The sequence below is a fragment of the Vibrio casei genome (assembly GCF_002218025.2).
GTDB classification, from domain to species: Bacteria; Pseudomonadota; Gammaproteobacteria; order Enterobacterales; family Vibrionaceae; genus Vibrio; species Vibrio casei.
Map to the genome: position 1 here is coordinate 1523496 of NZ_AP018680.1, position 20837 is coordinate 1544332.

Annotated in this window: 21 protein-coding genes; 6 read left to right on the top strand and 15 right to left on the bottom strand. The window is 39.7% G+C overall.

Features of this window, described 5'->3' with window-relative positions; genetic code table 11:
- Positions 1-76 precede the first annotated feature (76 nt).
- Complete coding sequence (locus VCASEI_RS07290; RefSeq protein ID WP_197709568.1) at positions 77-439, top strand: LysR family transcriptional regulator; 363 nt, start codon at positions 77-79, stop codon at positions 437-439.
- Here VCASEI_RS07290 and VCASEI_RS07295 read toward each other — a convergent pair.
- A protein-coding gene (locus VCASEI_RS07295) for an IS3 family transposase (protein ID WP_110957763.1) occupies positions 398-1941 on the bottom strand; the annotation gives its coding sequence in 2 pieces (ribosomal slippage) (positions 398-1476 and positions 1476-1941; 1545 coding nt in all). The genes VCASEI_RS07290 and VCASEI_RS07295 overlap by 42 nt on opposite strands.
- A 98-nt stretch (positions 1942-2039) precedes the next feature.
- Between VCASEI_RS07295 and VCASEI_RS07300 the strand changes: the two genes are divergently transcribed.
- Positions 2040-2666 (top strand): substrate binding domain-containing protein, encoded by a 627-nt coding sequence (locus tag VCASEI_RS07300; protein WP_337589337.1) that lies wholly within the window; start codon positions 2040-2042, stop codon positions 2664-2666.
- Between the two features lie 56 nt (positions 2667-2722).
- Here VCASEI_RS07300 and VCASEI_RS07305 read toward each other — a convergent pair whose 3' ends face one another.
- From VCASEI_RS07305 to VCASEI_RS07360, 12 genes are all read right to left on the bottom strand, one after another.
- Complete coding sequence (locus VCASEI_RS07305) at positions 2723-4048, bottom strand: mechanosensitive ion channel family protein (RefSeq protein WP_086963260.1); 1326 nt, start codon at positions 4046-4048, stop codon at positions 2723-2725.
- Positions 4049-4159: 111 nt separating this feature from the next.
- The gene (locus tag VCASEI_RS07310) at positions 4160-4795 is read right to left on the bottom strand and encodes an FMN-binding negative transcriptional regulator (protein WP_086963258.1); all 636 of its coding nucleotides are present in this window, start codon (positions 4793-4795) and stop codon (positions 4160-4162) included.
- Between the two features lie 130 nt (positions 4796-4925).
- Positions 4926-5309, bottom strand: coding sequence for a VOC family protein (locus VCASEI_RS07315; RefSeq protein ID WP_086963257.1), 384 nt, complete (start codon positions 5307-5309; stop codon positions 4926-4928).
- 176 nt (positions 5310-5485) lie between these two features.
- A complete protein-coding gene (locus VCASEI_RS07320; protein ID WP_086963255.1) occupies positions 5486-5959 on the bottom strand; it encodes a DUF2947 domain-containing protein in 474 nt (157 codons plus the stop codon).
- A gap of 78 nt (positions 5960-6037) precedes the next feature.
- A complete protein-coding gene (locus VCASEI_RS07325; protein ID WP_086963253.1) occupies positions 6038-6628 on the bottom strand; it encodes an HD domain-containing protein in 591 nt (196 codons plus the stop codon).
- 10 nt (positions 6629-6638) lie between these two features.
- Positions 6639-7136 (bottom strand): GNAT family N-acetyltransferase, encoded by a 498-nt coding sequence (locus tag VCASEI_RS07330; RefSeq protein ID WP_226983254.1) that lies wholly within the window; start codon positions 7134-7136, stop codon positions 6639-6641.
- 102 nt (positions 7137-7238) lie between these two features.
- Entirely contained in the window at positions 7239-8861 is a 1623-nt protein-coding gene (tyrR, locus tag VCASEI_RS07335; protein ID WP_086963249.1) for a transcriptional regulator TyrR, read from the bottom strand.
- 113 nt (positions 8862-8974) lie between these two features.
- Complete coding sequence (locus tag VCASEI_RS07340) at positions 8975-9304, bottom strand: zinc ribbon domain-containing protein YjdM (RefSeq protein WP_086963247.1); 330 nt, start codon at positions 9302-9304, stop codon at positions 8975-8977.
- Positions 9305-9369: 65 nt separating this feature from the next.
- The gene (locus VCASEI_RS07345; protein WP_089110117.1) at positions 9370-10491 is read right to left on the bottom strand and encodes a YcjF family protein; all 1122 of its coding nucleotides are present in this window, start codon (positions 10489-10491) and stop codon (positions 9370-9372) included.
- Positions 10488-11897: a YcjX family GTP-binding protein gene (locus VCASEI_RS07350; RefSeq protein ID WP_086963243.1), complete on the bottom strand. Its 1410-nt coding sequence runs from the start codon at positions 11895-11897 to the stop codon at positions 10488-10490. Before VCASEI_RS07350 ends, VCASEI_RS07345 begins: the two co-directional genes overlap by 4 nt.
- A 193-nt stretch (positions 11898-12090) precedes the next feature.
- Positions 12091-12285 carry a hypothetical protein gene (locus VCASEI_RS07355; RefSeq protein WP_086963241.1) on the bottom strand — a complete coding sequence of 65 codons (195 nt, stop codon included), beginning with the start codon at positions 12283-12285 and terminating at the stop codon, positions 12091-12093.
- A 204-nt stretch (positions 12286-12489) separates the two neighbouring features.
- Complete coding sequence (locus tag VCASEI_RS07360; RefSeq protein WP_086963239.1) at positions 12490-14007, bottom strand: fumarate hydratase; 1518 nt, start codon at positions 14005-14007, stop codon at positions 12490-12492.
- A 228-nt stretch (positions 14008-14235) separates the two neighbouring features.
- On the opposite strand from VCASEI_RS07360, the gene pabB reads away from it, so the two are divergent.
- From pabB to VCASEI_RS07380, 4 genes are all read left to right on the top strand, one after another.
- The gene (gene pabB / locus VCASEI_RS07365; protein ID WP_162621035.1) at positions 14236-15669 is read left to right on the top strand and encodes an aminodeoxychorismate synthase component I; all 1434 of its coding nucleotides are present in this window, start codon (positions 14236-14238) and stop codon (positions 15667-15669) included.
- A gap of 15 nt (positions 15670-15684) precedes the next feature.
- Positions 15685-16335 (top strand): CoA pyrophosphatase, encoded by a 651-nt coding sequence (locus tag VCASEI_RS07370; RefSeq protein WP_086963237.1) that lies wholly within the window; start codon positions 15685-15687, stop codon positions 16333-16335.
- A 416-nt stretch (positions 16336-16751) separates the two neighbouring features.
- Positions 16752-18011, top strand: a complete 1260-nt coding sequence (locus tag VCASEI_RS07375) for an aromatic amino acid transport family protein (RefSeq protein ID WP_089110118.1) — start codon at positions 16752-16754, stop codon at positions 18009-18011.
- Between the two features lie 204 nt (positions 18012-18215).
- A complete protein-coding gene (locus VCASEI_RS07380; RefSeq protein ID WP_086963233.1) occupies positions 18216-19577 on the top strand; it encodes an L-serine ammonia-lyase in 1362 nt (453 codons plus the stop codon).
- Positions 19578-19759: 182 nt separating this feature from the next.
- On the opposite strand, the gene VCASEI_RS07385 is transcribed toward VCASEI_RS07380, so the two are convergent.
- Both VCASEI_RS07385 and VCASEI_RS07390 read right to left on the bottom strand, forming a co-directional pair.
- Positions 19760-20113: a RidA family protein gene (locus VCASEI_RS07385; protein ID WP_086963231.1), complete on the bottom strand. Its 354-nt coding sequence runs from the start codon at positions 20111-20113 to the stop codon at positions 19760-19762.
- A gap of 57 nt (positions 20114-20170) precedes the next feature.
- Positions 20171-20713 (bottom strand): hypothetical protein, encoded by a 543-nt coding sequence (locus VCASEI_RS07390; RefSeq protein ID WP_086963229.1) that lies wholly within the window; start codon positions 20711-20713, stop codon positions 20171-20173.
- Positions 20714-20837 lie beyond the last annotated feature (124 nt).

A 20837-nucleotide genomic window follows, 5' to 3' on the forward strand; every position in this document is an offset into this window, starting at 1 on the left:
CAATTTAACTTGATAGATGGGATTTTTATGTAAAACTATCAATATAAAAAAATCTGATCAATTTTTAAGGGATGTTATGAAAACGGAAGATATCGCGCTGTTCCACCGTATTGTGGAAACAGGTAGTTTGGTGGAAGCTGCCGATATACTCAACCTACCAAAGTCAACCTTAAGTCGCCGTTTACAAACATTAGAAAATGAATTGAAAGTTAAACTGTTTCATCGCCAAAGCAGAACGATGACTCTAACTGCTTCTGGTAATCATTTTTATATTAAAACAACCAAAATGTTAGCCACTCTTGAGCAAACCATGTCAGAGTTAACGGGACAAGAATCTGAAGTTTCAGGGCATTTAAGGATATCGGTGTTTGTCAAACTAGTTGTCGCGATCACTACGTTATGCACTCTCAGCCTTGACACTATTTTGTTCAGGGTTTAAGTACACTTCTTTTGGTAAATCCCAATTACGGATATTACCGCTCCAGCGCTCAGGGTGAGCATCTTTAGCACCTTGATAAACTTCTTTTCTATTAGCCAATATGTCACCCGCTAATCCTGAATGCCTTTGATGTGGGCTGACGTATTTGATGCCACTATGTTTGTGGTTAAAATTATACCAGTGGCTAAATTTCAACACCCAACTACGCGCCTCATCAATTGTTGAAAACCCTTTATACGGATAGTCAGGGCGATATTTACACGTTTTAAATATCGACTCAGCATAAGCATTATCATTGCTCACCCTAGGACGATTAAAAGACGACACGACACCTAAACTATAAAGTGTTTCAAGCATTGATGAGCCTTTCATTGGGCTTCCATTATCCGAATGCAGTACCAGAGGATTATCTTTAACTCCTTCTTTTAAATGAGCTTTCTTAATTAATATTGATGCATTTTCTGCTGATTCGTCATCATGAATTTCCCATCCAACAATCTTTCGACTAAATATATCGAGTATCAAATATAAATAAAAATGCAGCCCTTTAGCGGGGCCTGGTAACCAAGTAATATCCCAACACCACACTTGGTTTGGCCCTGTAGCACAGTGTGTCGTCGGTACTTTTCTCTCTTTTATCTGACTACGTCCGCGAGCGTTTTGCTGTTTTTCTTCATGAAGAACACGATAATATGTTGATTCAGAAGCAAGATAAATACCCTCATCTGCTAATGTAGGGACGATTTGGCTTGGTGGTAAGCTCTTAAAATCATCGCTATTAACGATGGCTAATATGTTATCTCTCTCTGCTTTTGATAGCTTATTTTTTGGCTCAGGGCGCTGAGATATTGGTCTACCATCTGTTTTTATGTTCCCGTCAACAGTCCAACGTTGATACGTCCGGACACTGATCCCAAGTTCACGGCAAGCTTTAAACTTTGGCGCACCAGAACTCACAGCTTCATTAACTAGTTTAACTGCTTGAATGCGAGCTGAGTCGAGGATCATTCGTCCTCGGCTTCCCCCCAGATCGCATTTGCTTTTTTTCTTAACACCAATAGTGCTGCGGTTTCAGCGAGTGCCTTATCTTTTCGACGTAGCTCCTTTTCTAATTGATTGATCTGTTTTTTATCTTTCTTTGTTTCGGTGGAGAAGGCTTTTTCTTGCTCTTTAACGTTAGCGTTTGCATCTATACACGCATTTCGCCAAGCCGATACTTGTTCCACATAAAGACCTTTGCCTCGGCAATATTCCGCTAACTCAGCTTGATTTAAAGAGGCTGTTTCCAACACGACTGAGAATTTATTTGCTGATGACCACTGCTCAGCATTCTTTCCATCACCTGGCACTAAATGCCCCTTATCAATTGCTTGTTTTCGCCAATTATACAAGGTTGATTCACCAATCCCCATCTCGATTGATAATTGGGCTATTGCTATATTATTTGGAGGCATCATCTTCTGAAGAGCCGACTCTTTGCTTTGCGCTGAATAATGTTTCATTGTTACTCCACGCCCTCTGTTTAATGGTTGAATATTAAGCGCGACAACTAGTCTGACAGAGAGGGATATTAATTTTCCCCATTCCTGAACTGATTTGGATCACTCATATCATCTTTGACTTTATGGATCAAAATCCTGAAATTACCGTCGAGATTATAGTCAGTGCTGAACCACAAAATATGATCCGAAATAATATTGATCTCGCCTTTATGCTTGAAGATGCCTTTAACGAAAATGAAATGGTTGCGAGGCATATTTTCAATGAGAAGGTCCATTTTTTCGCGAGCCCCAAATACATTGAAAATACAGCTATCCCCATCACGATCGACGAATTACCTAATCATAATTCCATATTATTTCGTTATCCCAACGGTCGTGTTTTTAACAAAGTTCCTTTTGAAGAAGGAAAAATATTATCACTCAAAGGTAATTTATGTGTGAACAACCCTGAAACTTGCTTAGAAGCAACATTAATGGGGCGTGGAATATCCATGATACCTCTACATTTCGCACAAGAAAGTATCAATAATGGAAAATTAGAGATGCTATTTAAAGAAGTTGGTCCCTACGAGCTAAAATATTTTCTTGTTTATCCCTCAAGACGCTTTATTAGTTTAGCCAGCCAACGTTTTATAGATTTTATGATGAATAAACTAAATGAATACAAACACCATAATATAAGCATTAAAAGCTCCCCCCTAGAAGCCCAAGAACCTAATCAATAACGATAAGGCATTTATAAACAGTGGCGAGAATTTAGAGGAATTAAGAACGATTTTAATTAACCATCACTTTGTGTTCCCAAATCTTCTCGATGAATAATCCTTACTTCCCTTTGTGGGAACGGAATAGTAAACCCATTGTCACGCATGGCTTCAAAAATCATTAAAAGAAGATCGCCACCGACTCGATTTTTACCGTCATCAATACCATCCATCCAAAACTCGACAAACATGTTTACACCTGAATCGCCAAAGCTGTCGATTTCACAATCTGGTTGTTCCTCAAATGGCACACCTTCTCCACTGATTACTTGTTCATGAGAAGCGACAGTAACTTTAATGATCTCCACTAGTTTTCGAATATCAGAATCATACGCCACAGAAAAATCGACACGGTAACGTTGCTTCTTATTCTTATGCGTCCAGTTAGTAAAGCTTTCGGTAACGAACTTTTCATTCGGTACCATGATGTCCTTACCATCGAAGGTTTCTAATGTCGTTGAGCGTAAAGTCAGTTCACGGACCACCCCAGTTCGGCCATCCTCTAACTCAATGTAGTCATCCACCGAAATGGATCTATCAAGCAGGATAATAATGCCCGAGATAAAATTAGATGCTATAGCTTGTAAGCCAAAACCTAACCCAACACCAAGCGCACCGCCAAATACCGCAAGAGCTGTTAGATTTATTCCCATGATTCGAAGTAATAATAAAAAGATAAGGATAAAAACAGTGACTTCAAATAACTTTGCGGCAACCTCTTTGGTTCTAAAATCCAGATGTTCTTGGCGTCGAATTAACTCTTTCCCCGTAATATTGGATAAGCGACCAAGCCAAAATAAAATTGAACCAAATAAAAGCACGCTTATCACATCATAAATAGAGATTGAAATATCTCCGAGAACGACCTCAATCGAATCCAAAATACTGACTAAAGGGTTAAGTAAATTAACCAGATGAAGGAATAATAGTGGTAAACCAATCCAACGAAACACAACAGCAATAAAACGTGATTTAACGTTATCATGAATAACTCGATTGCAAACTAGTAACAATGCCACGGTTAAAGCCGTGCTAACCAACCATGAATGTCCCAATAATTTTTGACTGATCTCTACCGTAAAATTCATGATAAAGATGGCAAGTAATGGGTAAATCAAATTGCCTACTTTACCCGTCATATTTCTTAATGGATTAACCGTTTCATTTTTAGGTAGCTTATCTAGGGTTGGAATGTTTTTACGAATCATATTTGCGATAAGAAAGGAAAAACCAAAGACTAGTAAAACCAACAATAACTGAATATAGGTGGCACTTTGCAGCATCACATTCATCACTTGTTGGCTGCTATCGTTAAGAATCTTTTGATAGAGCTGAAAATCCATAGCATGATCCTTTTTAGGATGTCATAAAACCTTATCACTAAAGGTTTTAAAAAATGTCTTGCAGATCATAAGTCTAGTTGATTTCAGTTATGCAGAGATAAAATATAGCATTTACTTAATACTGAACTTTTTAACCAATTCAGCCATTTGAAGTAACTGAGTGTCAGCACTATGACTTAATCCTTCAATCACGCCCTGTTGATTTACTTCTGGCTTATCTTGGCTAACTTTCCATTTCCCCTGAATGGATTCAATCTGAATATCTAAACCGACAATAGCGGGAAGCATTTTTTCAATATATTCCGTTGGTGCATCATGCATCGACCACGGTTCACTTTGCTCGGCTTCATGCTGGGTGGTTAGGCATTCAAGCAAGCTCAGCTTCCATTCATTATCATGAATCGCCTTGATGGTTCCTTTCACATGAACAACAACATAATTCCAAGTAGGAACGGCTTTGCCATTTTCTTTTTTGGTTGGATAATAGTTAGGGGAAATATAACAATTAGGGCCGTGAAAAATCAGAGTAGCTTGATGATTTTCTTCAATGTGCTTCCAAAGATAATTGGCTTTAGCAATATGCCCTTGCAGCACATCCACACCATCTTGATGTTTAATAATCACTGGAAAATGATCAATTTCAAGACCAGATTTTGTCTCCATCACTAAAGTGGCGAATGGATAATAACGAATAATATTTTTTAGTTGTTCGGTATCATTTTGTTGATGAATTTTAATATTGTGCATAATTACCCATTCGTTATTTGGTCGAAGTAAACCAACTATCTTGAATTACACAAATTAACGATTTCTATTACCGTACACAATACTTATAAAAATACTCTGAGACCTGCATCCATACTATATTTTAATTACACTATTTTAATGAATGCAATCCAAACATATTACCTTCGCTATCCATCGCAACCACAATAAAGCCATGCTCACCTATTGGCATTTTTTCTTGCTCAATTTTTCCACCAGCACCTTCAATTCTCGCGCCTTCAATCGCACAATCTTGGCAAGAAAAATAAACTAACGAACTGTTTCCACCAGCAGAAACGCCCACCATTTTAACTAAAGCTCCGGTAGCACCATATTCTTCCATATTCGATGGAAAAGCTAACATCTCTATATCTTGGTTTTCTGTTGGATCACTTAAAAGTGTAAGTTCAACATCCAACACAGCTTGATAAAATGTTTTCGCTCTTTGCAGATTATTAACGTAAATCTCAAACCAACATACTGGATTAGTAGCCATATCTATTCTCCTTTTGTAATAAGATACACTAACGGTATTTCAAGTTTTATAACTTTAGTTGGCTCTAATGTATTTGGCGAATATTGGCCGTGATTTATGATGAACAAGCATACAAAAACGCCACAAACTATCTTCAAAAATAAGTTTGTGGCGATCGTGTATTAGCTATTTTTTGATTAAGTACGATGCCCTAATTTTACCGTTCCGTTGGTATTGAACCACAGAACTTCTGAGCGTCTACGACCAATCAAAATAGGGCCATCATCAAAAAATAAAAAGTTCTTCCAATGCTTTTTGAAGATCGCCCATTTGGTTTCAATGATGTTGTATTTTTCATAACAAAAATACACCGTCACATCATCTTGCCAATCAAGATGTTCTAGGATGTCTTGTGGTAATTCAGATTCATCGGCCTCCCATGCTACAGACCAATCCACTTCATCTTTCCAACAACCCACTTTGCTGGGCCAATCTGACGGGCTTAAACGTTCGGAGTCTGGGCTTTGTTTGCTGATATTTTCGATCCACAAATGCGCGGCACGTTGTTGAGAAATAGGTTTAATATGTACCAAGTCTTCTTCTGGAATAGGTAAAGACTGATGAGTGAAAATCCACTTTCTTTGGTATTCGTCCAAAGGTATATACGACATAGTGTCCCGCTTTAAGTAGTGATAATACCCTTCACGCCGGGTATAAATATTGGGTATAAAAATAAGAGGCTATGGATTTTATTGATCTTTCAACCAGCCCTTTTCAACGGCGTCTGCCACCATTTGTTGGGCTTTATCCCATAACGCTTCCGAGCCATATTCAATTCGAGCATTAATGGTTAAGGCTTGTGTTTTTGTTACGCCATGTTCTTGCCAACTTTGCCCATGGTTATAATAGTTTAGAAGCATTGGAATAATCCGATCTAATGCTTTGGCAAATTTCGCCTCTGGGCTTTGCGCGGCTTCAAATTCAAGCCATATCCCCATCAGTTCTTGCCCTTGTTCTTCTGGTAGCATGCCAAACAAACGTTCCGCAGCTTTCAATTCATTTTCTTCTTGCACTTGAGAAGCCTCTGTATCGTAAACAAAGGTATCTCCGGCATCAATCTCGACAATGTCATGTAACAGCAGCATTTTTACCACTTTACTAATATCAACGGGTTTATTCGCATGCTCTTCCATTAATAACGCCATTAAAGCCACATGCCAGCTGTGTTCCGCTGTATTTTCTAAACGACCATCTGCCGATTTAACTCGTGTACGACGTAACACGGTTTTTAATTTATCTAACTCTATAAGCAATGCGAGTTGTTTGTTTAACCTATCCATTACGACATCCTTATTCGGATTTCCAGTGAGGGTTAGTAAAAGACATAAGGTGATGTGTTTGCCACTTCCCATTAATCAACAAATAATCTTTTGCCGTCCCCTCTTGAACAAACCCTTGCTTCAACAATACTTTCTCGCTGGAAATATTATCGGGAATATAAGCAGCCATGACTCTATGCATATTCTGATTCTGAAACATCCATTGTATTAATACCGGTAATGTAGTTTGCATAATACCTTGTTTCTGGGAATCTTCTGCTAAGGCATAACCAAGATAACAAGCATATAACGGATAACGAGATACATTGGAAAAGTTCACCGTCCCTAACACTTGGGTTTCATGACGGTTAAGGATAATAAAACTGAATCCCGTTTGTTTTACATGCATGGTTACGATGTTCTCGATACGATCAAACCAACCAGATTGAGTATAAAAAGAAGGTGAACGAACGGGCTCCCAAGGCGTTAAATGCCGTTTATTTACCTGATAGAAATTCGACAGTAACAAGTCATCACCTTTTCTAATCAAGCGAACTCGGTGGTCATGAATATCAAAATGACCACCATTAAGAATGTATCGAGATGCACCGTTGATGTCTATTACAAGCTCCTAAGACTTTCTAATTCCATAATCGCGCAGCTTATTGGCAATCGACGTATGTGACACTTCTAAACGTTTGGCTAATTTACGACTTGATGGAAATGACTGGTATAAACGCTCAAGTATTTGAGCTTCGTATTTATGCATCATCTCGTCAAGTGAGCCATCCAAGCTTAAGTTATCGATTGGCGAATCAAATGCCGAACGGCTTGCTTGCAATGTTGGCAGTTGAAAATGCTCGAAGGTCAAAACATCGTCATCCAACTGAGTCATGGCACGCAATACCGAATTTTCAAGCTGTCGAATATTACCTGGCCAAGGGTAAAGAGTAAGTTGCTCTATCAAGTTTTGACCGTAACTAGGCACCTTTAATCCAAGTTGCTGTGCGTATTTCGCAACAAACATATCGACCAAAGGAAGTATGTCACTGCTTCTTTCACGTAACGCTGGAATACTCAAGTTTAGTACGTTTAAGCGATAATACAGATCTTCTCGAAAGCTGCCTTCTTGTGTCAATTGAGACAAGGTTTGCTTGGTTGAAGCAATCACACGAACATTAACATGCATTTCATTTTCTTCACCTACACGACGAAATGATCCATCTTGTAAGAAACGCAGCAATTTAATCTGAAGGTGTGAACTCATCTCACCAATTTCATCTAAGAAAACCGTGCCTTTATCCGCTTGCTCGAAAATGCCTTTATGTCCAACATCGTTGTTGAATGCCCCCGGTGCATTACCAAATAATTCAGTTTCTGCGACATCATCAGGCATCGATGCACAACTTAATACCAAGAAGGGTTCATTAGAGCGTAAGGAGCGGTTATGACAAGCTCTTGCTAACATTTCTTTGCCAGTGCCGGTTTCCCCTTCAATTAATAAAGGTTGGTCTAACATGGCCAGCTTTTTTGCTTGTGAGATCAAACGTTGATGATGATTCGACACCCCAACGAAATGCTCAAAACCAAGTGGATTATAATCAGGTATCGCCGTTAGTTTGGTTTCTGAATGCACAATAGGTTTGAGCATGATCACCGCACTGGCTAAAATGGGTTCGCCTGCGTCGCTATAAATAATAACGGGCATAACATCCATTAAATAATTCAAACCTTCAATGGTGACTTTATCTCGAAAGCGCAATAGCCCTTCATCAAACTTACCTTGCTTCGGTTTGACATCACCATTCGCGAGTGCTTTAAACCAAGGGGCGGATTGAAGTTTAGGAATGTAGTGAAAAATGCTATACGACTGGATTTCTTTAACCGTAACTTTAAACAAAGCCAACGAACAGAAGTTTGCCATTTCAATATCCCCTTTCAGGTTAATTGAAATAACGGGGTCTGGTAGAGTATCTAAAATCGCATTCAATTCCGTGCTTTCGCGTTCACTTGGCATAAACGGAATTTTTCGAACATCCGCAACACCATTGATAAGGCGAATCTGCGCCATTAAACGGCTAAACGTTTCAAATTCGACATCTGGACAATTAAGGTAAATTACGCCCATATCACCCGCTTCAATACCACGACTGCTTAATTCAATGCCGCGTAAATCAATATTTTTTGAAACGAGAATATCCAATAATTCCCGAGTAAGACCGAGTCGATCTTGGCAAAGGACTTCTAAGCGCACAATGCATCCTTAAGTGTCACGAAAAGTTGACAGTAGTGTGTCCGAAGGGAGATCTTTCGTCAAGAAAATTCCAGTTACAGCACTATATCCTCCCAGTTTTCTTGGGTATACACTCAGGTTCGCTTGACATATTTTGCCGTCACTAATATTTCGCCAGCTCCGTCTACTTTACAGTCTAGCTGATGATCTTTACCCTCAATAATGCGTTTAATCACGGCTTTAGTGCCAATTTTAATGTTAAGAGAGCTGCCTTTCACTTTCAAATCTTTTATCATCGTGACTTTATCACCTTGGCTTAATAATGCCCCATTCGCATCTGTTACAACGAAATCTTCTTCAACCTCTTCAGGGTTCCATTCATAAGCGCACTCAGGGCACACCAAATAGGCTTGATCTTGATAAATAAATTCAGATTGACAGTTTGGGCAAGGAGGAAATGACATAAGCTCCACTTTTATAAAGGTTTAAGGGGAATTACAATGATCCGTAAATTAAGGAGCAACAACCTCTAGAGTTCTTTACCTTCTGATTTCCCAACCACACGACCAACAATTAACTTACGGATTTCACTCAAACGTACTGCCTGTTCTTTACGCCAAGGTAATGGCCTTAGCAACGCCATCGCTTTAATCCCTAAACGCCCTGTTAACATTCCTATGCCAATGCCTTGGGCCGCACGCGTGGAAATTTTACCGGCCACATTCATTGACATGACATTCATACCGACATCCGCTATCAATTCACTTGCCCCGGCAGCCGCCATATTAATAAACACTAATTTCAATAAACGAATCCGTGACCAATACCCAAGTTCAACACCGTATATTTTACCCAGTTCATCTATCATTTTAAAATTACGCCAAGCAACTAAGAACATGTCGGCTATCGCTAATGGACTCACCGCCACCAGCACCGCGGCTTCTGTAGAGTATGTTGCGACTATTTTCTTTGCTTGTTTGTCTTGCTGAGCAATCACCATGGAATCGTACAGTTCGATCACATCGGCATCGTTATGGTTGGCATTGACTGTTTTTTTCCAGCGATCAAACCCAACATGCTCTAAAGTTACGCCTGCTTGTTCGGCAAGGTTTTCACAAAAAGGAACGCCTTTCCCTGTGCCGTGTGAATGTATTAGGTCTATAGCTTGTTCTTGGCTGCTCAATTGTCGACGTAAGCGGCGTAATTTCCATAATTCTTTGACCGTAAAAACAATACCGATACTGGCTAAGGCCGCAATAAAACCCGTCCAGCCTAACGACAACCAATCACCTTGTTGGTATGCAAGCACCACATTATGAACACTCTGCCAGCCTAATAAACCGGTAAATGATGCGACACCGCCTACCAGCCACCACCGAGCTTTTGATTTTGGGCGAATGATCTTCACCATACCATCTTCTAACGTATTCGAGTCATTGGCATCAATCTGTTGGGCTTGTGTCATTGGCACAAATTCAGCTTGAGAATCAAACGTAATTTTAGCGCCTAGTGTGTTCAATGTGTCTTGTTGTTCTCTATCATACTCAGGGCCAGTTTGTTTCTTCTGGCTATCTTGCTGTTGCTTTAATTTATCGTCACGGGTTTCAGGTTTATCACTCGAGAATATGACTTTGTTTTTATATTCACTCATCGTAATTTATCCCCCAATAAAAATTGCAAGGCTTTATCCATTCGTATATGCGGCAACGCTTGATCGTGTGGAATCTTTAATGGCCTAAATTGATAAAACTCAAAGCCATGCTGCTGCCAGTACTCTTGTAGAGGTAACTTAGGCGGCACTTCACCAGGAAATAACGTGATAGTTTCTTCTTCTAAAGTGGTGCCTTTAATGGCTTGCAATGTAGTATCACCGGCAGAAGCAAACCCTGGCATCGTTGCTTGGATAGAAGCCAAACTCATACACTCCATTTCAATCCCTTCATATGACACATGCTGCCACGCTTCATGCACTAACTGCTGCAATAAGGACACTAAGTTAACGTGTTGATCCGGCGTAACATGGTCAGCCTTAGTCGCAGCAAATAACACTTTATCAATTTTTGCCGAAAACAAACGCTTCAAAATAGAATTACGCCCATATTTGAAACTCTGCATCAACTGGTTGATCGCCCCGCTCATATCCATGAAAGAATCATGACCAGAATTGAGCGGTTGCAAGCAGTCGACTAACACAATTTGGCGATCAAACGTTGCAAAGTGTTCCTGATAGAAAGCTTTTACAATTTTCTTTTTGTACTCATTAAAACGTGACCGCAACATAGCATAACCCGAATCGCGTTTAACCTCTTTGGTCAGTTTTCCATGTTCACCTAGCTCTAAATCAACCGGAAAAAATTGTAAAACAGGCGCTCCCTCTAGTTCACCGGGTAAAACAAACCTACCTGGTTGAACCCAATGCAATCCATTTTCTTTGCACGCATGAAGATATTGCGTATACGCTTTAGCAAGCTCTGCAACACGGTTTTCATTGGCAACATCAAAACAATTAAAGTGATTGAGTTTCACCAACCAATCTTTAGCAAGTTGAGAACGTAATTGGCTGCCAGCTTTCTCGCCTTTAAGCAATTCCATTTGATTTTGTGACCATTGCTCAAAGCTCATGCCTAGTAAAGGTAAATCAAGCAACCATTCCCCGGGATAGTCAACAATATCCAAATACAAAGTAGAAGTGCTTTTTAGCAAACGTCGAGCACCTCTTTTGGGCTTAAAGCGAATCGCAAGACGTATTTCACTCACATCTTTTGTCGGTTCAGGCCAACGAGGTGGGTTAGAATAAAGCTGTTCAATTGCAATATCATAATCGAATCTAGGAACCATTAAATTGGTTTGAGGGATGCGTTTTGCGCCAAGCAGTTGTTTGTTACGGCTCGGTTCAAATAAAGGAAGATTCTCTTGAGTGGAGCTGTTAAGAAGTTGATTCACTAATGACGTAATAAAGGCAGTCTTACCCGCACGAGAAAGCCCCGTTACGGCTAACCGTAAGTGGCGATCTAAACTGCGTTTGACCAAATCATTTACTTCTTGCTGAATTTTCATTTATCACTCCATAATGCTCATTCCAAGCGACAATACATCGCCCTTAGAATACCATATTTGAGATTAATCAGGGTTCTGCTAAGTCACTTCAACTAAGTAATCAATCATATACCGATCATCAAAAAAGCAAAAAGGCTTGTATCACCATATGGGTACAAGCCTTTAAATTACATTTTTTATTGTATAAATTGCTTTAATCTTCTTCTATCAACTTATAAATAATGAATAATGATAGTTCTAGTAATAAACCAAGTACAACCGTCATTACTGCAAACCAATTGTTACTGGTGTTGAAGATAGCAATACCGTGCAGAATCATTTGCACACCAACATAACCACCGACAATTACAGCAATAAGTATCTGCAAAATCTGTACAAAACGTGGCATAAAATCTCCTAAATATTCAGCCTGTTATCTATTCTACTCATCAAACTATAATCAATTTCACGCCATTAGTCAGGGATTTATTCACATAAATATCTATGTTAGTACCAAGTAACCTTTCGTATCACTTGGTTTATTTAAAGAAGATCATGAAAAAGGGAGCCAAATAGGCTCCCTTAAAACAGATCCATTTATATTGCGGATTGCTTACCCTTCCATCTCAGCAATTTTCACTTTCCAAGTATCAGGGCCAATTTGATGAGCATTTGCCCCTGTTGAATCGACGGCAACCGTTACAGGCATATCTTCCACTTCAAATTCGTAGATGGCTTCCATCCCCAGATCTTCAAAAGCGACAACACGCGCTTTTTTAATCGCTTTTGCTACTAAGTAAGCAGCACCACCCACTGCCATCAAATAAACAGCTTTGTGCTTTCTAATTGATTCCACGGTGTCTGGTCCACGTTCAGCCTTACCGATCATGCCCATAATGCCCGTTTCATCAAGCATCATGTCGGTAAACTTATCCATACGAGTCGAAGTGGTTGGCCCCGCGGGCCCTACAACTTCATCACCAACAGCATCCACTGGACCAACGTAATAAATAAACTTACCTTTTAGATCAACTCCTTCAGGTAATCCGTCTCCGCTTTGAAGCATGCCTTGAAGACGCTTATGTGCCGCATCACGACCTGTTAAAATTTTACCTGTTAATAAAACCGTATCACCAGTTTTCCACTCTTGAACTTCTTCTTTTGTCACAGTATCAAGATTCACTCGACGAGTATTCGCGCCAGCTTCCCAAGTAATTTGTGGCCAATCTTCGAGTTTAGGTGGTGTAAGATCTGCAGGGCCAGAGCCATCTAATGTAAAATGAACGTGACGAGTCGCCGCACAGTTTGGAATTAAGCACACCGGCTTAGAAGCCGCATGCGTTGGCGCGGTCTTGATTTTTACATCAACCACAGTAGTTAAGCCGCCAAGACCTTGTGCACCAATACCTAAGCGGTTAACTCGATTAAAAATATCAACACGCAATTTTTCTTCTGTTGTTTCAGGGCCACGTTCAATTAACTCTGCAATATCAATGTGTTCCATTAACGATTCTTTCGCTAACACCGCTGCTTTTTCTGCCGTACCACCAATACCGATACCAAGCATACCTGGAGGACACCAACCCGCGCCCATCAATGGCAACGTTTTTTCAACCCACTCAGCGACATCATCGGATGGATTTAGCATCACCATTTTCGTTTTATTTTCTGAGCCGCCACCTTTAGCTGCGATTTGAATATCAACTTTGTTGCCCGGAACCATATTGATATGAACAACACCAGGAGTATTATCTTTGGTATTAATACGTTTGCCAGCAGGATCGGACAATACGGAGGCACGCAATGGATTCTCTGGATTCGTGTAAGCTTGACGAATACCTTCATCGACCATCTGCTGGACCGTCATATCGGTTTCATCCCAACTCACTTCCATACCAATATTCACAAAACAAGTTACAATCCCAGTATCTTGGCAGATTGGTCGATGCCCTTCTGCTGCCATACGTGAATTAATTAAAATTTGAGCGATTGCATCTTTAGCCGCTTGGCTTTCTTCTTTATGGTAGGCCTTTTCAAGCGCTTGAATAAAATCCAGTGGGTGATAGTAAGAAATATATTGAAGGGCGTCAGCAACACTGCTGATCACATCTTGCTTACGAATGACGGTCATACATGCCTCTATACATTATAATAATTAGGACACAGGTTGGAATAACTTAATACGTGACATTGTCACCTTAAGTCATCAGCAAATCCTTTTGGGAAGCAGGATTTGAATAAACCAATCTGTTATCGACTCACTTTACTTATACTATTTCATTGCTTAATTGTGATTTATGATACTCTTGCTCCCCAATGGATGCCACGTAACTATTGAACCTTTGTCACAAATTACAGAATGAATAATAAAAATATTTCTCTTATGACTCAAAAACAGACTACTTTTCATCAAAATGAACTTTCAATTGAGTCTCACCCTTATTCTCATGATCTAGCTAAACACTTTTTTACATCAATACACCAACTACCTTGGTCTATGTTATTGCGCTCAGCCGCTGAAGGGCACCCCAATAACCGTTTTGATATATTGGTCGCTAAACCAATTGCCCGATTAGTCACTCATGGTGATACGACAATCATCTCGATAGACGGCCCTGAATCGATCAATATCACCTCGCAAGATGACCCTTTTTCTTTATTACATCATTATCAACAAACGCTATTACCGACTTTAGACTCCATTGAAGACATGCCTTTTATTGGCGGAGCGCTCGGTTATCTTAGTTATGATTTAGGCCGTAGAATAGAATTTTTACCAACCACCGCTCAGCAAGATATTCCAACAGCAGACATGGCATTTGGTATATATGAATGGGCATTAATCGTTGATCATCAAAAAAAACAAGCACATTTTGTTGGGAACAATATTGAACAACATAAAGCATGGTTGGATGAACAGATTAGGATTCATTCTAAACTTACAGAATCAAAGTTCTCGCTCACGTCTAATTGGCAGGCTAACATGTCAAAAGACAGTTACATTGAAAAATTCAATGTAATTCAAGAGTATTTACGATCAGGTGACTGCTACCAAATAAACTTAGCCCAACGATTCAAAGCACATTATCAAGGAAGTGAATGGCAAGCTTATCAAGCATTAGAATCGGCTAATCATGCTCCTTTTTCCGCTTTTCTTCGTACAGATGAATTAGCAGTTATTAGTATTTCTCCAGAACGTTTTTTACAACTCAATCATAATAAGATTGAAACAAAACCCATTAAAGGAACACGCCCTAGATCAAAATCTAAAGCAGAAGATCAACACCTGGCTCACGAACTCAAGCACGCCGAAAAAGATCAGGCAGAAAATTTAATGATTGTTGATTTACTAAGAAATGATATTGGTCGCGTTGCCAAACCAGGCAGTGTCTCCGTTCCAGCTTTATTTGAAGTCGAAAGCTTCCCTGCTGTACATCATTTAGTCAGCACCATACGTGCTATACTCAATAAAGATCAAAACTCTAGTGACTTATTACGAGCATGCTTTCCAGGAGGCTCCATCACTGGTGCTCCAAAAGTTCGCGCGATGGCCATTATTGAAGAGCTCGAACCTCATCGTCGTAATCTCTACTGTGGCAGTATTGTTTACTCTAGTCGTTGTGGAAATATGGACAGCAACATTACAATTCGAACACTGATCTCATATCAACAAAATTTGTATGCATGGGCCGGTGGCGGTATTGTGGCTGACAGTAATGCAGAATCTGAATACCAAGAAACTCTCGATAAAGTCAGCCGAATCCTACCTGTACTTTCGAGTATTAGTAGTTAACCGAATAGTTAAGGAATGTGCATGAATAAACAAGATTTATTACGGCAGTTTTCATTGAATATTCCAAGTTATTATCAGCCAGAAAGCTTAAGTCGCGTGGCGCACCTGCAAACTAAGTCGTTAAAGAAAGCCGCGGTATTGATCCCATGCGTTGATCGAAAAGAGGGGTTATCGGTTATCCTAACAAAACGTGCATCTCATTTGAAAAATCACCCAGGGCAAATCAGTTTCCCTGGAGGAAAATTTGAAGCATTAGACCTAAGTTTAACGCACACCGCTCTACGGGAAGCGCAAGAAGAAATCGGTTTACCTCCTTCTCAAGTACAAGTCATTGGGCAACTACCAGCGCTTACAACAATAAGCCGCTTTAACATTACGCCTTTCGTTGCCATCGTGGATGAACGATATGAATACCAAATTGATCCTAATGAAGTTGACTATCTATTTGAAGTGCCTGCCTCTTACCTATTTGACCCCACCAACCTTTTCACAAAAAAAATGTGCATTAAAGGCATACAACATCACATCTTTGCCATTAACTATCAAAAGCATTTTATTTGGGGAGTTACCGCTCAAATTATTCAAGCATTACAAATCCAACTGCATTGCTCTGCTATCACTAAAAACACTATAGATAACCAGCGAGACCTAATATCACCTAGATAATTTTTATTATGAATAATGTTTATACCCAAGTCACTTCAAGGTGCCCATTTCAGCACCTTAAAGTGACTCGAGTATATCCTTTGTTATGCCGCTTACTCTTTTGTTCATACGTTAACAAAAAACAAACCATCATTTTAACATCACCCCATCAATGCAAACCAATTATCTACTCCCCTGTATCCAAATTACGTCCAATAAAAGTACAGTGATTGAATAACCATCAATCGGAATAGTTTTATTACTAATTTTAATTAGTTTTTCTTATCTGACTCGTTTCATTTTCGTGACGCAGCGCAAGTTATGCAACAACTCTGCAAAGTTAGCGATATTAATTGATTTTGATCCTGTTTTTGTGACGCGAAATAAGGATAATCCTCCACAATTCTTCCTGTTCCCAAAATTAAGAGAATTTAATAATGCAAACTAACACACTAAATACTGCTCAAGGCGCGACCGCGACCTCAAGCAAATGGAATTATAAAGATTTTTCGTGGGTACTATCACTATTCGGTACAGCCGTTGGTGCTGGTGTTCTTTTTCTTCCAATTAAGGCTGGCGCTGGCGGCTTTTGGCCACTCGTTATCCTCGCAATCATCGCTATGCCTATGATTTGGTTGGCGCATAAAGGGTTAGCACGTTTCGTTCTGTCTGCAAAAAATCCTAATGCCGATATTACAGATACGGTTGAAGAACACTTTGGCAAAACAGGAGCAACCATCATTACTTTTGCTTATTTCTTTGCTATTTACCCTATTGTGTTAATTTACGGTGTCGGCATTACCAATACCGTCGATTCTTTTCTAGTTAATCAACTTGGATTGGAAACGATTCCTCGCTGGTTATTATCTGGTGCTTTAATCACTGCAATGACCTGTGGTGTAATTTTTGGTAAAGAATTGATGTTAAAAGTAACCTCTCTGATGGTTTACCCTCTTGTTTTCATTCTACTTGCACTTTCCATCTTCCTTATACCTGAATGGAACACATCCATGACAGAAGTCACGCCAAACTGGGGTGAAATGCCAAAAATCATCTGGCTTGCTATTCCTATTATCGTGTTCTCATTTAACCATAGCCCTATTATTAGCCAGTTCGCGAAAGAGCAACGTCGTGTTTATGGTGAAAACGCGGTGAAAAAAACCGATATGATTACGGGTGGCGCAGCAACCATGCTAATGGCATTTGTTATGTTCTTCGTATTCTCAGTGGTTTTGTCTTTAACACCAGAACAATTAGGCCAAGCACAAGCCCAAAATATCAGTGTATTGTCTTACCTAGCGAACATTCACTCGTCTCCAATGATTTCTTACTTAGGTCCAATTGTTGCTTTCGCTGCAATCACTTCAAGTTACTTTGGTCACTTCCTCGGGGCGCATGAAGGCCTTGTTGGATTAGTAAAATCACGCTCAAACATGACTGAAACAAAAGTTAACAAAGTTTCATTATTGTTTATTGTGCTAACAACTTGGGTCATTTCAATCATCAACCCAAGCATCTTAGGTATGATCGAATCAATGGGCGCGCCAATGATTGCGGCAATCCTATTTATCATGCCAATTTATGCAATGCGTAAAGTGCCAGCTATGTCGAAGTTCAAAACAAGCGCTTTTGCACAAATCTTTACAGCAATTTGTGGTGTTGCAGCGATTACTTCTGTAATCTACGCCTCCTTTTGATATATGACGCTGTCTATATAGATTTTTAAACTATAATTTAGCTAATCATTACAAAATCTCAGAAACAATATAATAAAGCTGTTATACCTATGCCCCAAGCATTGATGTTATGCTCTAAACGCACAATATCAAGAAAATGGGCGTACGTTGTAACAGCAAAAATCAAAGCCTCTTAATTGAAAGAGGCTTATCAGAGGTAATAACATGATCAGTGTTTTTGATATCTACAAAATTGGTGTTGGTCCTTCCAGTTCTCATACCGTTGGACCAATGAAAGCCGGTAAACAATTTATTGATGACCTTCGAGGTCAAGGTAAATTACGTGATATTACAAAAATTACTGTCGATGTTTACGGTTCATTATCACTGACAGGGAAAGGTCACCATACTGATATTGCAATCATTATGGGGCTGGCAGGAAACACGCCAGAACACGTAGATATTGACGCCATTCCGAGCTTTATTGCTCGTGTGGAAGAAACAGAACGCTTACCTGTAGGCATGCATTGCCATACAGTAGATTTCCCAAAAGAAGGCGGAATGAACTTCCAAAAAACCAATCTTTCTTTGCATGAAAATGGCATGACTATTCATGCGTGGATTGGTGAGGAAGTAGTGGTATCTAAAACCTACTATTCTATCGGTGGTGGTTTCATTGTCGATGAAGAACAGTTTGGTAAGAAAGTAGAATCAGCGATTCAAGTTCCTTACCCATTTAATTCAGCCAGTGAGCTGGTTAACCTATGTAAAGAACATGGTTTATCAATCAGCACATTAGTAATGAAAAATGAAGCAGCCCAACATTCACAAGATGAAGTTCGTACTTATTTCGCTAATATCTGGAAAACCATGCGTGACTGCATGGAAAAAGGCATGAATACTGAAGGGATCTTACCGGGCCCACTACGTGTACCTCGTCGCGCTTCAGCTTTACGCCAACAGTTATTAACTTCATCAAATACCTCTACCGATCCAATGGCGGTTATCGATTGGGTTAACATGTATGCGTTTGCCGTAAATGAAGAAAATGCAGCAGGTGGTCGCGTTGTGACAGCACCAACCAATGGTGCTTGTGGCATTATTCCTGCCGTTTTAGCCTATTACGATAAGTTCATCCAAACGGTGACAGAAAAAGATTATATTCGTTATTTTGCGGCTTCTGGTGCTATTGGTGGCCTCTATAAGCAAAACGCTTCTATTTCTGGCGCTGAAGTTGGTTGCCAAGGTGAAGTTGGGGTGGCATGTTCAATGGCTGCGGCTGGTCTTGCGGAACTACTTGGTGGTAGTCCTGAACAAGTTTGCATGGCTGCAGAAATCGGCATGGAACATAATTTAGGCTTAACCTGCGATCCAGTAGCAGGACAAGTTCAAGTTCCTTGCATCGAACGTAACGGTATTGCTGCAGTTAAAGCGATCAACTCCACTCGCATGGCAATGCGTCGTTCATCGGAACCTCGAGTTTCTTTAGATAAAGTCATCGAAACCATGCTTGAAACTGGAAAAGATATGAACGCGAAATACCGAGAAACCTCTCAAGGTGGATTAGCGATTAAAGTCATCTGTTAATAATAAAAAATTAGAAACTAGACTTGTTTTTTATACCGTTTAGATTCTATATGCACTAGCTTCTAATCAAGAACAAGCTCGCCTAAAAAGGGTGCACCGGACTAAACCAGTGTGCCCTTTTTGTTGCTCGATATTCACGCGATGAAGCTGGTAACATCGAAGATTTACAATATGTTCAGCTATTACTCCCCCGCGGCGGCAACAAAAGCAATTTCCACCAACAATTCAGGATTCACTAACTCCGCTTTTACACAAGCTCGACTTGGTGCACAGCCTTCAGGAAACCAAGCTTCCCATTCGTCATTAAATGCATCAAAATTTGCAAAGTTAGTTATATAAATAGTGCAAGATAACACTCGACTTTTATCACTCCCAATACTGGCTAACATTGATTCGGCTTGAGAAAAAATTTGTTGCGCTTGACCACGAATATCAGCCTTTGTGTCTGAATCAGCCACTTCAACAAAATGAGCAATGCCATTATAAACCGTTACATCAGACCAACGTTCGCATGGGTTAATACGGGTGATCCCCATGTTATCTCCTAATTATGAATAAATACCGAGGTAAATCTTATTGTTGAAAATAAAGTGTTATTTTTGTGCAAGTAATGCTTTTAAATTTTCTTCAAAAGCGAAGCTAACCGGTTGTTCAACAATAATCGTACAATTATTGTTGTTTCCAATTAGATGCAAATTTATCGGTGTTTGGCTTGCTTGATGAAGTTGTTCAGGTGAAAAAATAATACCAATATGCTCATACACCACCGAGTCCGATTTTATTTCAGGTTGATAAGTCTTAACCTTATAACTTTGACCTTGTTGATTAAACGCTTTATGGATGCCATATGTTCCTCTTGATGATTTCAAGCGAACATATAATTCTGTTTGCTCGCGACCATCTTGATAAACCGAGGTTCGGTAACGGTAACCTACACCATCAAGTTTTTCATCACACTTAGCCCAATAAGAAGCCGTTTGTAAATCTCGACTTTTCGTGATTGGATCAATTTGATACGTTATATTTTCATTCACATCAGTCGCGGATCCTACTGAGACTTGATCCCCGCCGATACTTGAGCACCCCATTAGCAAAGAGGTAATAGATAAAGCCAATACTGTAGAATAGGTTTTCATACGATGTTCTCAACGTTAAGCTTTTGGTTTCATTAGATGGCGTCATTTAGAGTTATTGTAACCCCACAAAACGTTCATTTCTTTTCCTTTTCCTATTATTTTTACTTTCTATCACATCAATTCA

What these genes read in the sequence shown, in the direction of transcription:
- VCASEI_RS07355 (WP_086963241.1), bottom strand. Translation starts at nt 12,285, where the DNA reads ATGCCACGTTTTGTACAGATTTTGCAGATACTTATTGCTGTAATTGTC.
- VCASEI_RS07390 (WP_086963229.1), bottom strand. Translation starts at nt 20,713, where the DNA reads ATGAAAACCTATTCTACAGTATTGGCTTTATCTATTACCTCTTTGCTA.
- VCASEI_RS07350 (WP_086963243.1), bottom strand. Translation starts at nt 11,897, where the DNA reads ATGAAAATTCAGCAAGAAGTAAATGATTTGGTCAAACGCAGTTTAGAT.
- VCASEI_RS07360 (WP_086963239.1), bottom strand. Translation starts at nt 14,007, where the DNA reads ATGACCGTCATTCGTAAGCAAGATGTGATCAGCAGTGTTGCTGACGCC.
- VCASEI_RS07325 (WP_086963253.1), bottom strand. Translation starts at nt 6,628, where the DNA reads ATGGATAGGTTAAACAAACAACTCGCATTGCTTATAGAGTTAGATAAA.
- VCASEI_RS07290 (WP_197709568.1), top strand. Translation starts at nt 77, where the DNA reads ATGAAAACGGAAGATATCGCGCTGTTCCACCGTATTGTGGAAACAGGT.
- VCASEI_RS07370 (WP_086963237.1), top strand. Translation starts at nt 15,685, where the DNA reads ATGTGCATGAATAAACAAGATTTATTACGGCAGTTTTCATTGAATATT.
- pabB (WP_162621035.1), top strand. Translation starts at nt 14,236, where the DNA reads ATGAATAATAAAAATATTTCTCTTATGACTCAAAAACAGACTACTTTT.
- VCASEI_RS07315 (WP_086963257.1), bottom strand. Translation starts at nt 5,309, where the DNA reads ATGGCTACTAATCCAGTATGTTGGTTTGAGATTTACGTTAATAATCTG.
- VCASEI_RS07320 (WP_086963255.1), bottom strand. Translation starts at nt 5,959, where the DNA reads ATGTCGTATATACCTTTGGACGAATACCAAAGAAAGTGGATTTTCACT.
- VCASEI_RS07380 (WP_086963233.1), top strand. Translation starts at nt 18,216, where the DNA reads ATGATCAGTGTTTTTGATATCTACAAAATTGGTGTTGGTCCTTCCAGT.
- VCASEI_RS07345 (WP_089110117.1), bottom strand. Translation starts at nt 10,491, where the DNA reads ATGAGTGAATATAAAAACAAAGTCATATTCTCGAGTGATAAACCTGAA.
- VCASEI_RS07340 (WP_086963247.1), bottom strand. Translation starts at nt 9,304, where the DNA reads ATGTCATTTCCTCCTTGCCCAAACTGTCAATCTGAATTTATTTATCAA.
- VCASEI_RS07310 (WP_086963258.1), bottom strand. Translation starts at nt 4,795, where the DNA reads ATGCACAATATTAAAATTCATCAACAAAATGATACCGAACAACTAAAA.
- VCASEI_RS07385 (WP_086963231.1), bottom strand. Translation starts at nt 20,113, where the DNA reads ATGGGGATCACCCGTATTAACCCATGCGAACGTTGGTCTGATGTAACG.
- VCASEI_RS07375 (WP_089110118.1), top strand. Translation starts at nt 16,752, where the DNA reads ATGCAAACTAACACACTAAATACTGCTCAAGGCGCGACCGCGACCTCA.
- VCASEI_RS07305 (WP_086963260.1), bottom strand. Translation starts at nt 4,048, where the DNA reads ATGGATTTTCAGCTCTATCAAAAGATTCTTAACGATAGCAGCCAACAA.